12 protein-coding genes are annotated in these 13165 nt (G+C 73.7%); 7 read left to right on the forward strand and 5 right to left on the reverse strand.

The window, feature by feature from the left end; genetic code table 11:
- Positions 1 to 255 precede the first annotated feature (255 nt).
- The 3 genes from der to RM446_RS15105 all read left to right on the forward strand — a co-directional run bounded on the left by der (position 256) and on the right by RM446_RS15105 (position 3252).
- A complete protein-coding gene (gene der / locus RM446_RS15095) occupies positions 256 to 1683 on the forward strand; it encodes a ribosome biogenesis GTPase Der (protein WP_311545926.1) in 1428 nt (475 codons plus the stop codon).
- 575 nt (positions 1684 to 2258) lie between these two features.
- Positions 2259 to 2564 (forward strand): GNAT family N-acetyltransferase, encoded by a 306-nt coding sequence (locus tag RM446_RS15100; protein WP_311545927.1) that lies wholly within the window; start codon positions 2259 to 2261, stop codon positions 2562 to 2564.
- 79 nt (positions 2565 to 2643) lie between these two features.
- Complete coding sequence (locus tag RM446_RS15105; protein WP_311545928.1) at positions 2644 to 3252, forward strand: cysteine hydrolase; 609 nt, start codon at positions 2644 to 2646, stop codon at positions 3250 to 3252.
- A 120-nt stretch (positions 3253 to 3372) separates the two neighbouring features.
- Here the strand turns inward: RM446_RS15105 and RM446_RS15110 are convergent, their stop codons facing one another.
- On the reverse strand, positions 3373 to 4056 hold the full coding sequence (locus RM446_RS15110) for an HAD family hydrolase (RefSeq protein WP_311545929.1): 684 nt from the start codon (positions 4054 to 4056) through the stop codon (positions 3373 to 3375).
- Positions 4057 to 4502: 446 nt separating this feature from the next.
- On the opposite strand from RM446_RS15110, the gene RM446_RS15115 reads away from it, so the two are divergent.
- On the forward strand, positions 4503 to 4835 hold the full coding sequence (locus RM446_RS15115; protein ID WP_311545930.1) for a histone-like nucleoid-structuring protein Lsr2: 333 nt from the start codon (positions 4503 to 4505) through the stop codon (positions 4833 to 4835).
- Between the two features lie 88 nt (positions 4836 to 4923).
- On the opposite strand, the gene RM446_RS15120 is transcribed toward RM446_RS15115, so the two are convergent.
- Together RM446_RS15120 and map are read right to left on the reverse strand one after the other, a co-directional pair.
- Positions 4924 to 5754, reverse strand: coding sequence for an SAM-dependent methyltransferase (locus RM446_RS15120; protein ID WP_311545931.1), 831 nt, complete (start codon positions 5752 to 5754; stop codon positions 4924 to 4926).
- Between the two features lie 114 nt (positions 5755 to 5868).
- Complete coding sequence (gene map, locus RM446_RS15125) at positions 5869 to 6651, reverse strand: type I methionyl aminopeptidase (protein ID WP_311545932.1); 783 nt, start codon at positions 6649 to 6651, stop codon at positions 5869 to 5871.
- Between the two features lie 65 nt (positions 6652 to 6716).
- Here map and RM446_RS15130 point away from each other — a divergent pair, with 65 nt between their 5' ends.
- Positions 6717 to 7019, forward strand: a complete 303-nt coding sequence (locus RM446_RS15130) for a helix-turn-helix domain-containing protein (protein WP_311545933.1) — start codon at positions 6717 to 6719, stop codon at positions 7017 to 7019.
- 79 nt (positions 7020 to 7098) lie between these two features.
- On the opposite strand, the gene RM446_RS15135 is transcribed toward RM446_RS15130, so the two are convergent.
- Positions 7099 to 7992 (reverse strand): diacylglycerol/lipid kinase family protein, encoded by an 894-nt coding sequence (locus RM446_RS15135; protein WP_311545986.1) that lies wholly within the window; start codon positions 7990 to 7992, stop codon positions 7099 to 7101.
- 132 nt (positions 7993 to 8124) lie between these two features.
- Between RM446_RS15135 and RM446_RS15140 the strand changes: the two genes are divergently transcribed.
- A complete protein-coding gene (locus RM446_RS15140; RefSeq protein WP_311545934.1) occupies positions 8125 to 8658 on the forward strand; it encodes a hypothetical protein in 534 nt (177 codons plus the stop codon).
- Positions 8659 to 8689: 31 nt separating this feature from the next.
- Here the strand turns inward: RM446_RS15140 and RM446_RS15145 are convergent, their stop codons facing one another.
- Entirely contained in the window at positions 8690 to 11536 is a 2847-nt protein-coding gene (locus tag RM446_RS15145; protein WP_311545935.1) for a DEAD/DEAH box helicase family protein, read from the reverse strand.
- Between the two features lie 323 nt (positions 11537 to 11859).
- On the opposite strand from RM446_RS15145, the gene RM446_RS15150 reads away from it, so the two are divergent.
- On the forward strand, positions 11860 to 13158 hold the full coding sequence (locus RM446_RS15150; protein WP_311545936.1) for an extracellular solute-binding protein: 1299 nt from the start codon (positions 11860 to 11862) through the stop codon (positions 13156 to 13158).
- Positions 13159 to 13165 lie beyond the last annotated feature (7 nt).

Below are 13165 nucleotides of genomic sequence, written 5' to 3' on the forward strand. Positions count from 1 at the left end.
GGCGGATCCGTGCCCCACGGTGCGGGCGCCGGGCCGGGCGGTTCGCGGGCACCTGCGCCGCCCCCGCTGCGTGCACCCGGCCGGGTGCACGCAGCGGGGGTACGCGGTCGGCAGAGCAACCCCGCACGACAGGCGGCGGCCGTCCGGCTGCCGCCGACGATTCCGCCGTGCCCGGTGCGGGCGCGGCCAGTCATTCCGCTCCGCGGCACGCGATCCTGGGCGCGCGGGGCGGCGAAACCGGGAGTAGTGGAAGCGATGAGTGAGCACAACCCCGCCCTCGACGGCCCGCCGGACGGTCCCGACGAGGACGTCGAGGTCAAACCGGTGGTCGCCGTGGTCGGCCGACCCAACGTCGGCAAGTCCTCGCTGGTGAACCGTATCCTCGGGCGCCGCGAAGCGGTGGTCGAGGACGTCCCCGGCGTCACCCGCGACCGCGTCGCCTACGACGCCGACTGGCAGTCGCGTGAGTTCACCCTGGTCGACACCGGCGGTTGGGAGACGGGCGTCTCCGGGCTGGCCGAGATGGTCGCCCGCCAGGCCGAGTACGCCGCCCGGGCCGCCGACGCGGTCCTGTTCGTCGTCGACGCCACCGTGGGCGCCACCGACGCCGACGAGGCGGTGGCCCGGACCCTGCGCCGGGCCGGAAAGCCCGTCGTGCTGGCCGCCAACAAGGTGGACGGCGAGCTCCAGGAGCCCGACGCCCTGGCGCTGTGGAACCTCGGCATGGGCGAGCCCTTCCCGGTCAGCGCCCTGCACGGGCGCGGAACCGGTGACATGCTCGACGCCGTCGCCGGAGCACTGCCCGAGGGCCCGCCCGAGCGCGAGGAGGAGCCCGAGGACGCGCCGCGGCGGATCGCACTGGTCGGTCGCCCCAACGTGGGCAAGTCCAGTCTGCTCAACCGGATCGCGGGCGAGGACCGCGTGGTCGTCGACGCGAAGGCGGGCACCACCCGCGACTCCGTCGACGAGGTCGTGGAGCTGGGCGGGCGGCCGTGGACGTTCGTCGACACCGCAGGGATCCGCCGCCGCTTCCGCGCGCTGCAGGGCGCCGACTACTACGCCACGGTGCGCACCACCACGGCGCTGGAGCGGTCCGAGGTCGCCGTGGTGCTGATGGACGTCAGCGAGCCGCTCGCCGAACAGGACATCCGCGTCGTCGAGCAGGTCGTCGAGGCGGGCCGCGCCCTGGTGCTGGCGTTCAACAAGTGGGACACGCTCGACGAGGAGCGGCGCTACTACCTGGAGAAGGAGATCGACCGCCAGCTCTCCCGGGTCTCCTGGGCGCCGCGCGTCAACATCTCCGCCCGCACCGGGCGGCACACCGAACGCCTGGTGCCCGCGCTGGAGACCAGCCTGGCCGGGTGGGACACCCGCATCCCCACGGGCCGGCTGAACAGCTGGCTGAAGGAGCTGGTGGCGGCCACCCCGCCGCCCGTGCGCGGCGGCAAGCAGCCAAAGATCCTCTTCGCGACCCAGGCCGACGCCCGGCCGCCGCACTTCGTGCTGTTCACGACCGGGTTCCTGGAGGACAACTACCGCCGCTTCATCGAGCGGCGCCTGCGTGAGGAGTTCGGCTTCCACGGCAGTCCGATCAAGCTGACGATGCGCATCCGCGAGAAGCAGGGCAAGGGAGGCGGCCGCAGAGCATCGCGCGGCAGCCAGCGCCCCGACTGGCGCCGCTGAGGCCGGTCCCGCGCCGCCGCTTCCGCCTCGCCCCCGCCCCGCGCGGGCCCGCTCCGCCGAGGGCGGCGGCGTTTCGTGGAGGGGCCGGTCGCCCGCCTGCGCAACCGGCGCGCATCTCGGCGGCCGGCCTCGCACACCGGTGGTCTATGGGCCGGATGGCGACAGGGACCGGATCGAGCGCTTCGAGTGATCTGCGGTGGCGTTGATGCGTATGTATTATTTTTCGGGGAAGTAAAGAGCGTAGGTCCCATACTGACCGTCTTCGGACGGTGCGGTGCGGGACGTCGGCCCCATAGGAGGGGTGGGACCGCCGGGAGGCGCCGCTGCGGCGGCGCCTCCCTTTTCGCCTCCTCGCTGCCCGACACGGGGCCGTGCGGCACGGTGGCGGGCGCGGCGCCCCCGCCGCCGGCGGGCGGATGGCAGACTCGGCGCTGCGGCGCGCATCCGCGCCCCCGGCCGCCGGCGAGGAGGCCGCCCGGCTGCGGAGGCGCGGGCAGCAGCGGCCCCGCAGGGATCCGGTCCAGCGGGCGCCGCGTGCCCGCGGACCGGACCAGGCACGCAAAGGAGTCAGGAACGTGGATATCCAGGTGGTCGACGCGCCCGAGAACAAGCGCTACGAGGCCCGTACCGGCGAGGCCGTCGCGGGATTCGCCGCGTACCGGCTCGCCGACGGGCTCGTCGTGTTCACCCACACCGAGGTCGATTCGGCCTACGAGGGTCAGGGCGTGGGCGGCGTGCTCGTCCGCGGAGCCCTCGACGACGTGCGCCGGCGCGGCCTCGGCGTGCTGCCGCTGTGCCCCTTCGTGAAGAGCTGGATCGAGCGCCACCCCGACTACGCCGACCTCGTGCCTCGGGACGGTCCGGCGGCGTCCGCCGACTGACGGCGGCGGCGCGGGCGGCGTAGGCGACAATGCCGGGGCCGCGGTCCGTCCCCCGCGGGCGGGTGGCAGGATCGGCGCCATGGCAACGAAACCGGTAGCGGAACGGACCGCCGTTCTCGCACTGCACTGGCAGGTCAACGTCATCCGCCCCGAAGGGTTCTTCGGCGGAATGCTCAGCGAGCCCGTACGCTCCAGCGGCGTGGTCGAGCGGGCGTCGCGCTTCCACGCCGCCGCCCGCGCGCGGGGCGTGCCGGTGGTGTTCACCCGGTTCACCGTCCCCGAGGACGAGGGCGCCCTGGTCCGCAACACCGCATTCATGGCCGCCGTCGGTGATGCGCAGGAGAGCTTCCGCCCCGATGCTCCCGGGAGCGCGATCATCGAGGAGATGGTCGAGTCCGGCGCACGGGATCGCGTCGTTGACAACCAGCGGCTGTCCGGGCTCTCCGGCGACCTGCCCCGGCTGCTGGCCGAGCTCGGCGCCGACACCCTGCTGCTGACCGGCGTGGCCACCGACCTCACCGTCGAGCAGACCGCCCGGCACGGGACCGAGCTCGGCTTCACCGTCCACCCGGTGTCGGATTGCGTCACCGCGGCCGACCCCGCCGTGCACCGGGCGTCCCTGGCAGCCCTGGACCTGACCACCGCCGGCTGCCTGACGGCCCAGGAGGTTCTCGACGGGTTCGGCTGACAGCCAGCCGGGCGGCGCGTGCGGGATCCGGCCGGCCGTTCCGGACCCGGGGACCTCCTCCCGGGGCCGCCGGCCGGTACCGGCCGCGCCGCGGTGTCGGCCCGCGGCGGGGCGGGGCGCTCAGGCGGGTCCGTCGGACCCCACCGCCAGGACCTCCGCCAGAGCGGCCAGCTCGACCCGTCCGGGCGTGCGCGCCGCAGCCAAGGCGCCCGGTGCCAGTAGCACCCGGCAGCCGGCCTTCTCGGCGGCAAGCGCGCCGCTGGGGGAGTCCTCCACCGCCCACGTCTCGTGCGGCTCCACGCCCAGAATCCGGGCGGCCAGCAGGTAGGGCTCGGGATCGGGCTTGCGCCGGTCGACGTCCTCGGCGGTCACCACCGCGTCGAAGGCGCCCCCGTCGAGTGCGGCGAGTGAGATCTCGGCGACCCGCCGCGGCGACGAGGTGACCAGCGCGAGCGGTACCCCGGCGGCGCGCAGCCCCCGCACCGCCTCCAGCGCTCCCTCCAAGACGGGCACCCGCGCCTCCAGCAGCCCGGCCACCCGGGCCACGATGCGCAGGCGCAGGGTCTCCAGTTCGGCATCGGTGGCGTCGGTGCCGGTATGGCGGGCCAGCAGGCGCATGGTCGTCCGGTCGTCGGTGCCGGTGATGTCCTCGCGCACCTGCGGTGTCAGCGGCCGGCCCAGTTCCGCCGCCACCTCGTCCAAGGCGACACCCCACAGCGGCTCGGAATCCACCAGGGTGCCGTCCATGTCCCACAACACCGCACGGGGCCGCGGGGCACCGGTCAGCTCGGACGTCAACGCCATGCCTCTCCCATCATCACACCGCTTGCTTCAGCGGTTCTGTGCCCGGCGCCGGCGCGGCCGTGCCGGGGGTCGTCCATCAGCATCGCAGGCGCCGTTGCGCGCCCGGCGGCCGCCGGGCGCGCCGCGCGGCCATTGCGAACCCCTCCCGTCCGCGGCAGCGCCCCCGGTCGGCCGCGTCGCCGACCTGTCAGGATATGTCCGCCCGTCGGCCGCGACCGGGCGGTGTGACGAAGTCCGCACTCGAACGGGCCCCGCGAAGGGCGCCTCCGGCGCCCCTCTCCCGGGCGGTGCCGGTGCCGCGCGCCGCCCTCGGGGGAATACCCGAAAAGCGAGGGGGAAACAAAGGTAAAGTTCTCCCCGTGTTTGGATTTTTCGCCGTTATTTCCTATAGTGGCTACTGGAGATGCGAATCCAATGGCGCTGGTTGAGAAGATCGAGGTAACGGCATGTCTCGGAAGGTTGAAGTTCTGCTCGTCGATGACATGGACGGCGGTAGCGCCGACGAGTCGGTCGAGTTCGGTATCGACGGGAAGAGCTACCGGATCGATCTCAGTTCCGACAACGCGAAAAGGCTCCGCGAGGTTCTGGCGCCGTATTTGCAGGGGGCGCGCAAGCACGCGCAGGCCGGCCGCCGGGGGCCGGGGCGCAGGAAAGCCGCGGGCGGCGGTCAGCGTGCCTCGGAGATCCGGTCCTGGGCCAAGCAGGCCGGCAAGTCGGTAAACGACCGCGGGCGCATTCCCGCCGAGGTCGTCGCCGAATACGAGGCCGCTCACCGCTGAGGCTGAATATCCGGGCGCCTACCGAGTGAGCGGGCGCGATGACACGAAGTCTTCGGAGGCGGGTCTGCCGGCCCGCCTCCCTATCGATTCACTTCTTCTTGAGCGCGATTCCTGCCATCCCCAGCTGCTCACCGGGCTCGAGGTTGTTGGCGTCGATGAGTTCGTCGGGGCGCCACAGGGCGGTGTAGGTGAGGCCCGGTTCGACGAGTTCGAAATCGCCGAAGTGGTACTCGATGTCCTCGGGCCTCCGCGCCCAACCCTCCTCCAGGTTCTCCCGGGTGATGCGGGCCAGCTCCTGCTGCGCCGGCAGCCCGGTGTCCACCAGCGAGGTGACGAACAGGTAGCTGCCCGGCGCCAGCGCGTCGCGATAGGCGCTGACCACCTCGTCTGCGACCTCGGGGGAGAGGTAGTGCAGCATCCCCACCAGCATCAGCGCGACCGGGCGGTCGAAGTCCAGCAGCCGGCGCGTCTCGGGGTGGCCCAGCACCTCCGCGGGTTCGCGCGCGTCGCCGGTGAAGACCCGCGTCCTGTCGTTGTCGGCGAGGATCGCCTGCCCGTGCACCGTGACCAGCGGGTCGATATCGACGTAGACCACCCGGGCCGCCGGGTTGTGCGCCTGGGCCACCTGGTGGGTGTTCTGCACGGTTGGCAGGCCGCTGCCGAGGTCGAGGAACTGGTCGACGCCCGCATCGGCCGCCAGGTGACGCACGCCGCGCACCAGCACTTTGCGGTTCTCCCAGGCCGACTCCCGGAGTCCCGGGATGTTCTCGGTGGCGAACTCGGCCAGCGCCCGGTCGGCGGCGTAGTTGTCCTTGCCGCCGAGCAGTGCGTCGTAGGCGCGCGCGATGGTCGGCTTGCTGAAGTCCATGCTCGGCGGCGGCCACTGGGCGTCCGGCCAGCCGTCGCTGTCCTCGGTCATGATCGAAGTCCTCATTCGGGCGTCGAGGGGGAGAATTCCGATCATCGTAGGCCAATCCGGCGCGGATTCGCGCGTGCGGCAGGCCCCGCGCCACGGTCCAGGGCGGCTGCGACCTCAGGTCCGCGGCTGCTTCGGCAACGTCAGGATCTCGGCTCCGTCGTCGGTTACCGCGATCGTGTGCTCACTGTGGGCCGTGCGGCAGCCCGTCGCGCTGCGCAGCGTCCACCCGTCGGCGTCGGTCACGAGTTCAGCCGTGTCCGCCATGACCCACGGCTCCAGCGCCAGCAGGAGTCCGGGGCGCAGTCTGTGCCCGCGGCCCGGCCTTCCGGTGTTGGAGACGTGCGGGTCCTGATGCATCGTCGATCCGATGCCGTGGCCTCCGAACTCGGTGTTGATCTCGTACCCCGCCTCGCCGAGGACCGTGCCTATGGCATGGGAGACGTCGCCGACGCGCGCCCCGGGCCCGGCGGCCGCGATCCCCGCGGCCAGCGCGCGTTCGGTCGCGCCGATCATCGCGACGCTCTCGGGGTGCCTCGCTTCTCCCACGATGAAGCTGACGGCGGAGTCGGCGGCGACTCCGTTCTTGGATACGGCGAGGTCGAGTGTCAGCAGGTCGCCGTCGACGAGCGTGTAGTCGTAGGGCCGCCCGTGGAGTACGGCGTCGTTGACGCCCGTGCAGATGTAGTGGCCGAACGGCCCGAGTCCGAAGGACGGCTCGTAGTCGACGTAACAGGACAGTGCTCCGGCCTCGGCGATCATGGCCTCGGTCCATCGGTCGATGTCCAGGAGGTTCGTGCCGACCGTGCTGCGCCGCTTCAGCGTCTGCAGGATGTCGGCGACCAGGGCGCCTGTGTCCTTCGCTCGGGCCAGTTCGGCGGGGTTCAGGATCTCGATCATGCGGCGCCCATCTCCTGCTGCCAATAACTATCCCGGCCATATTATCCCGGTACTAGACTCGGGGCATGGTCAGGTTGCCGCTCACGGACGCAGAGGTCGAGCGCGGGCAGCGCCTCGGCGCCCTCCTCCGTCGAGCCAGGGGAGCGCGCTCGATGCTCGACACCGCGCTGGATGCACGCGTCTCACCGGAGACCCTCCGCAAGATCGAGTCCGGTCGCGTAGCCACGCCCGCCTTCCCGACCATCGCGGCGATCGCCGATGTGCTCGGCCTCTCCCTCGACGAGGTCTGGGCCGAGATCAACCGGCCCGACGGCGGGTTCCAACGCCCGGCACCGGTTCGAACCGTAGGCGCGCGGTCGGGCTCGTGAGTCCCGGCGGCGCCGGCGGCCCGGTGCCCGACCGGCGCTGCCGGGTCCCGCCTCCGCGGAGGCCTGCTGCGCCTGCCCGCTACGCCGGGCGCTCCACCGCGGGCGGGACCAGGAACCGCCAGGCGGCGGGGAGGACGCGCCAGGTGCGGCCGGTGACGTTCTCCTTCAGCTCTCCGTCGGCGCTGGCCGCGCAGCGCTCACCGGTGACGGTGACCTGGTGCACCCGCCGGTGGTGGACGTCCACCTCCAGCGGATGGGTGCCGCGGTGCAGGCGCACGGCGTGTACGGCGCGCTTGGTGAAGCCGCGCGACCGCGAGACCGTCAAGTGGAGCAGGCCGTCGTCCAGCTGCGCGTCGGGCGCCAGCCGCCCCGTGCCGCCTCCGATGTAGCGCCCGTTGGCCAGGCCGACCATCAGCGCCTTGTGGTCGGTGTCGATCAGCACCTCGCCGTCGGCCACGACCCGCAGCCGATAGCCGCGCGCCCCCAGGCCGGCGATCACCCCCCCGACCGGGAAGCTCGCCGGTCCCAGCAGCCGCTTCCACTTCGACGCGGCGCGCGTACTCTCGGCGCCGACGCCCAGGTGCACCGCGTTCACGGTGATCTCGCCGGCGTCGTCGACGATCAGGTCGAGCGGGCGCTCGGAGGCGGCGCGAAGGGCCGCGGCCGCGGCGAAGGGCTCCAGCGGCATGCCCAGAGTGCGGGCGAAGTCGTTGCCGGTGCCCATCGGCAGCAGCCCCACAGTGCGCTCGCCGAGCTCTCCGCGCCGGTGCAGCACGTTGGCGAGCGCGTGCAGGCTGCCGTCGCCGCCGGCGGCCACGAGCGTGTCGTGGCCGTCGGCGGTGTCGAGCGCCTTGTCCAGGTCGCCGGAGCCGGAGCAGAACACCACTTCGGCCTCGGTCCCCAGCTCCGCCGCGGCCTCGCGCAGCCGGTCGGCGTCGACGCTGCCGGCCTCGGTGTTGGAGAGGATCAGAATGACGGCGCTCCATTCACTCGTCGCGCCCGCGGTCGAGGCGCACTACGGCTCGAACCTAGCCGACCGGCGGAAAGTGTGCTCCGGCGGGCGCCCGGATGCGGACGCGCTCGCGCCCGCGTCCACAATGGCACCATGACCGATTTCGCCCGGGCATCGCCCGAGAGAGTTCCGGAGTCCGTGGCCTCGAACGAACTCCGCGCGCTCGCTGAAGGCCACCACTCCCGCTCCGTGCGTCCTCTGTGGACGCGCGACCTCTCCGGGCATCTGGTCAAGGCGTATGCGATCGAGGCCCCCGGGCGCGCCGTCTCCGAGAGGGAGGAGCACGCCGCGCAGGCGCTCGCGGCGGGCCACCTGGCGTCGGGCCGCGCCCGCGGCTCCCTGGGGCTCGCGGTGCTGCTCGTGCACGCGGGCGGCGACGGCGACTACGTCCTCGTCCACACGTGGATCGAAGGCTACATGTCCGACTTGGCCGTATTCGTGGGCCCGCCCGGCGAACCGGACCGGTTGCGGCCCGGACGGCAAGGGCTGGCCCCCTGCGTGTGGGAGCAGGCCGTGCTGGCGCATGAGCGCGACGCCTTCAGCACGCACGTGCTCGGCGGCGACGCCGACCTCGGGCGGCGGCTGTCGGCGTGGGGTGGCGACGTCGTGCGGGCAGCCGTCCGCTGAAGGGCGCCGCCGCGACCCGCGGCCCTCCGGTTCAGCACCAGGTCAGGCGGCTCGCGGTGGTCAGCCCGCTCGGGTCGGTTCCGTAGTGCTCGCGCAGCAGGCCGGCGCCGGGGGAGTCGGCGGTGTAGTGGGCCTCGCCCGCCGAGACCCACCGGTTCCACGCGCGGGCGAACGCCCTGGCCCCGGTCCTGTTGCGGGCCAGCAGAGCGGGGACGGCGTGGTACACGGCCGGGTTCGGCGCCGAGGAGGCATCCAGCCACGCCGCGGCCGCGGCCCGCTCGGAGCCCGGATCGCCGGGGGCGTCCAGCCGGTAGCGCGGAACGATGTAGCGCGGGGTGCCCACCAGCGGAGAGAGCACGTCGTCCAGGGCGTCGCGGAAGTGCTCGGCCGCGTCGGTCCCCCCGTCGGCCAGGGTCAGCCGGTAGGCGCCGTCGGAGTCGACGTGCAGGCGCATCCCCGCCGAACCCACCGGTGAGTGGCCGGCGCCGGCGAGCGCGTCGGCGACCGCGCGGCCGAAGCGCTCGACGTCGGGGACCGCGGCCGCCTCGGCCACCAGCCGGGCCGCGGTTCGCACGCGCAGGCGGCGCGCCGTCCAGCGTTCGGCGGCGACGGCCGCGGCCGCGGCCAGCGCCACCACGACCGCGGGCGGTAGTGCCAGGAGCAGCGCGCATGCCGCCAGCGCCGCCGCGGCCCCCGCTGCGAGCGAGGCGGGCCCCGCTGCGCGCCCCGGCCTTTCGGCGGCGATCCCCGCCGGGGCGGGCACCGCGGACGGTGCCTGAAGCGGCCGAGGGGAGCCGCCGCCGGTCACCCGCAGGGTAGGCAGCAGCAGGTCCTCATAGGGGGCGCCGATCCTCCAGCGCTCCCGCGCGTCGGCGCGGTCCTCGGCCCGGGCGAGCATGCGGGCGTTGACCGCGTCGAACTCCGCGGCCGCGGGCGGCGCGTACGGAGAGAACGCCGCGTCCACGTGGGCGACGCCGCCGGTCACCTCGCCTTCGGCGTCCACACCCAGGTAGCCCTCGTGCTTGCGGACGAACCGGTCCCAGTCGGCGTCTCCGTTGGGGTGATCGGCGCTGACGCATACGACCGTCCAGGTATGGGCGGTCTTCTCGGGCCAGTCCGGGTCGGTGCGCAGGGCGCGCCCCCGACCCTGCACGACCGCTGTAGGAGTGGTGGCCGTGGTCAGGTCCACGACCGTGTTGACGCGTCGGGCGTCCCAACCCTCGCCGAGCATGCCGCGGGTGCCGACCAGGACACCGCATCGGCCCTGCTCGAAGTACTCGGTGACCAGCCGCACCCGTGCGCGCGGCGTCCACGACCCCTCGATGCGCACCGGGCGGCCCGTCCCGCCCGCGTTCGCGCCGCCGCCCCCGGTACCGCCCTGCGCCTCCGCAGCGCAGCCGGGAAGCCGCTCGGCCGCCCAGGCCGCGAAGCCCGCGGCGGTCGCCGGCGCGGCCGCGAGAGTGCGCCCGGTGACCAGCATCGGCCCGAGCCCGCGGGTGCGCTCGTCGCCGCACATCAGCTCCAGGCACTCCCAGGCCGAGCCCGCCTCCTCGGCCAGCACGCCGCGCAGCCGGGCCGACGGCCGCGCGCCCGCGCGCTCGTGGTCGCACAGCACGAGGGCGCGCATCCGCTCGCCCAGCGACGCCGACTCGGCGGCGGTGATCTCGACGGCCGCGCGCGCCTTGGCCGCACTGCGCGCCAGGACGCGGTCCACGGGCGAGCGGCCCGCCCGCAGCCCGCGGCGTGTGAGTCGGTGGCCGACGGCGGGCAGCGCCGCCCGGATGCGCTCGACCGGCTCGGCGCCGCCGTCCCGGTCCGCGGCGGGCAGCAGGCAGTTGCGCACGTAGTCGTCCAGCAGCGCCATCCAGTCCGCCACGCGCGGCGGGCGCCGGTGGCGCTCCAGCATGCGCGCCTCGGGCGGCAGGGGAGCGAGCCCGGCGTGGTGCAGCCGCAGCACGGCGTCGGTGAGGTCGGGCTCGCGTCCGGCGAGGCGCGACCAGGCGACCCGCCCGCCCGCGTCGGCGTCCGCGCCCGCATCGGCGTCGGTGCGCTCGTGGAAGCGCAGCCGGAGCCAGTCCAGGAACCCGGTCTCGGCGAACCCCGGCGCGAGCAGATCGGTGCACAGCTCGCTGAAGCGCAGTCCGCTGTCGGCCAGGTAGTCGCGCTCCACCCGGGTGGGCTCGGTCAGCCAGGCCAGCTCGTCGAACGGCGCCAGGTACCCGCCGCGCACCAGCGCCGGGATCGACGCGCCCTGCAGGACCTCGCCGAACAGTTCGCCGACGAGGTCGGACTCGGTCCGGGTGAGCGACGCGGGCGGCGTCCCGGTCAGGCCGATGACGCGGGCGTCGTCCAGCTCGGCCAGGACCTCGGCGAGGAGGCGCCCCCAGACCTGCAGCAGGTGGTGGCACTCGTCGAGCACCACGGTCAGCGGCCCGGCGCCGTGCAGCGCTTCCACCAGCGCCGCACCGTTGGGGTGCAGGCGCTGGAGCAGCGGGCGCGCGGCTCCGTGCTCGTCGTTCTCCTGCTCGGGGTCGAAGACGGCCAGCGACTGGTAGGTGAGGACGTTGACGGCGTCCTCCAGGGCGCGCGAGGCGCCCGCCGCGGCGCCGTCCGGCCGTTCGAACGCGCGCCAGTGGGAGATCCACTGGCCCTGGATGGCGGTGTTGGGCGTCAGCACCACGACGCGGGAACCCAGCTCGCGGGCCGCCTCCAGCCCAACGAGCGTCTTACCGGCGCCGGGCGGCAGTACCACCCATGCGCGGCTGGCGCCCGAACTCCACCGCCTGCGAAGCCGCTCCAGCAGGTCGCTCTGGTAGGGCCGGAACGAACCTCCCCAGTGCGCACGCCCGATCGCCGACGCCGCGCCGACCGCCGTCATCGCATCCGCCCGCCCTTCGCCGTCCGACGTGCACACCGCCCGGCTTCGGCGGGTGCGTACCGCCGGGCGGCTGCGGCAAGTATGCCGCCCCGTCCCCGCTCGGGCCAACGCCGGGCCGGAGCCGGCCGTCGCCGGACGTTGCGCCGGCGCGACCCGGCGTGGCGCATAGACGCCCGACCGTTGTGCTGTGCACAACCTTGGCCCGCCTCTCTTCAGCCCGCCCCGGCCGCCTGCCTAAGTTCTGGTGATCAACGGTCCAGTCCGGTATAGACCGCGACCGTCCGCCCCCCGTCCGCCGCCCGCCCCCAGGCGAAGGAGTTGCCATGAGATACCGCCGCCCCCTGCGCGCCGGCGCCCTGCTCGGGCTCGCCGTGCTGCTGGCCGCGTGCGCCCCCGCCCAGACCGACAGCGCCGGAACCGGCGAAGACAGCATGGAGGGCACCCTGCGCGTCTGGCTGTTCTCCGAGGTCGACCAGGACCCCAAGGAGAAGGTCGTCGACGACGCCGTCGCGGAGTTCGAGGCCGCCCACGAGGGTGTGCAGGTCGAGATCCAGTACATCCCCGTCGACTCCCGCGCCGAACGCTTCCAGGGCGCCTTCAACGACCCCTCCTCGGCCCCCGACGTCGCCGAGTACGGCAACACCGACCTCGCCGGCTACGTCGAGGCCGGCGGGTTCGCCGACATCTCCGACGAGCTCGCCGACTGGAAACCCGGCGAGCAGATCTCCGACGACGTCGCCGCCACCGCCCAAGTGGACGGCGGCACCTACGGCGTGCCGTGGTTCCTCGGCGTGCGCGCCCTGTTCTACCGCACCAACGTGTTCGAGGACCTGGGCATCGACACCCCGCGCACCCTGGAGGAGGTCGTCGAGGCCGGGCGGACGGTGCGCGAGGAGAAGCCCGACATGCTCGGCCTCTCCAGTGGCGGCGCCTACACCTACGGCTTCATGCCCTTCATCTGGGCCCACGGCGGCGACATCGCCGTGCAGGAGGGCGGCTCCTACACCGCCGCCGTCGACTCCGCCGAGGCCAAGGCGGGACTGGAGCTGTACTCCCAGGTGCTGTCGAAGGACGTCTGCCCGCCGCAGACCTGCGCCCAGATGACCGGGAACGAGAGCGTGCAGAACTTCATCGCCGGCGAGGCCGCGATGACCGTCGGCGGCAACTTCAACCTCAACGCCGTCGAAGCCGGCGAGGTCGCCGACGACACCGCCGTCATCCCGCTGCCGGGCACCGAGCCCGGCTCCGTCGCGCCCGCCTTCGCCGGCGGCAACAACCTCGGCGTGCTCGCCGGTACCGACCACCGCACCCTGTCGGTGGAGTTCGTGCAGCTCCTCGCCGGCAAGAAGTACCAGCGGGCGATGTACGAGGCGATGGGCAACCTGCCCACGCTCGGCGGCGTGCAGAGCGATGTCGCCGCGTCCGACGAGGACATCGCGCCCTTCGTCGAGACGCTGGAGTCGGGTACCCGCTTCGTGCCCGTCACCGGCGCATGGGCGAGCATCGACGCCGAAGGGGTGCTGCCCACCATGGTGCAGCGGGTCGCCTCCGGCGACGCGTCCGTCGACAAGGCGGCCGGCGACGCCGCCGCCTCGCTCGACGAGTCCTTCGGCGGGGAGTGACCGGATC

Source organism: Streptomonospora wellingtoniae (assembly GCF_031845375.1).
Taxonomy (GTDB): domain Bacteria; phylum Actinomycetota; class Actinomycetes; order Streptosporangiales; family Streptosporangiaceae; genus Streptomonospora; species Streptomonospora wellingtoniae.

What these genes read in the sequence shown, in the direction of transcription:
- RM446_RS15130 (WP_311545933.1), top strand. Translation starts at nt 6,717, where the DNA reads ATGGTCAGGTTGCCGCTCACGGACGCAGAGGTCGAGCGCGGGCAGCGC.
- RM446_RS15145 (WP_311545935.1), bottom strand. Translation starts at nt 11,536, where the DNA reads ATGACGGCGGTCGGCGCGGCGTCGGCGATCGGGCGTGCGCACTGGGGA.
- RM446_RS15110 (WP_311545929.1), bottom strand. Translation starts at nt 4,056, where the DNA reads ATGGCGTTGACGTCCGAGCTGACCGGTGCCCCGCGGCCCCGTGCGGTG.
- map (WP_311545932.1), bottom strand. Translation starts at nt 6,651, where the DNA reads ATGATCGAGATCCTGAACCCCGCCGAACTGGCCCGAGCGAAGGACACA.
- RM446_RS15105 (WP_311545928.1), top strand. Translation starts at nt 2,644, where the DNA reads ATGGCAACGAAACCGGTAGCGGAACGGACCGCCGTTCTCGCACTGCAC.
- der (WP_311545926.1), top strand. Translation starts at nt 256, where the DNA reads ATGAGTGAGCACAACCCCGCCCTCGACGGCCCGCCGGACGGTCCCGAC.
- RM446_RS15115 (WP_311545930.1), top strand. Translation starts at nt 4,503, where the DNA reads ATGTCTCGGAAGGTTGAAGTTCTGCTCGTCGATGACATGGACGGCGGT.
- RM446_RS15120 (WP_311545931.1), bottom strand. Translation starts at nt 5,754, where the DNA reads ATGACCGAGGACAGCGACGGCTGGCCGGACGCCCAGTGGCCGCCGCCG.
- RM446_RS15150 (WP_311545936.1), top strand. Translation starts at nt 11,860, where the DNA reads ATGAGATACCGCCGCCCCCTGCGCGCCGGCGCCCTGCTCGGGCTCGCC.
- RM446_RS15140 (WP_311545934.1), top strand. Translation starts at nt 8,125, where the DNA reads ATGACCGATTTCGCCCGGGCATCGCCCGAGAGAGTTCCGGAGTCCGTG.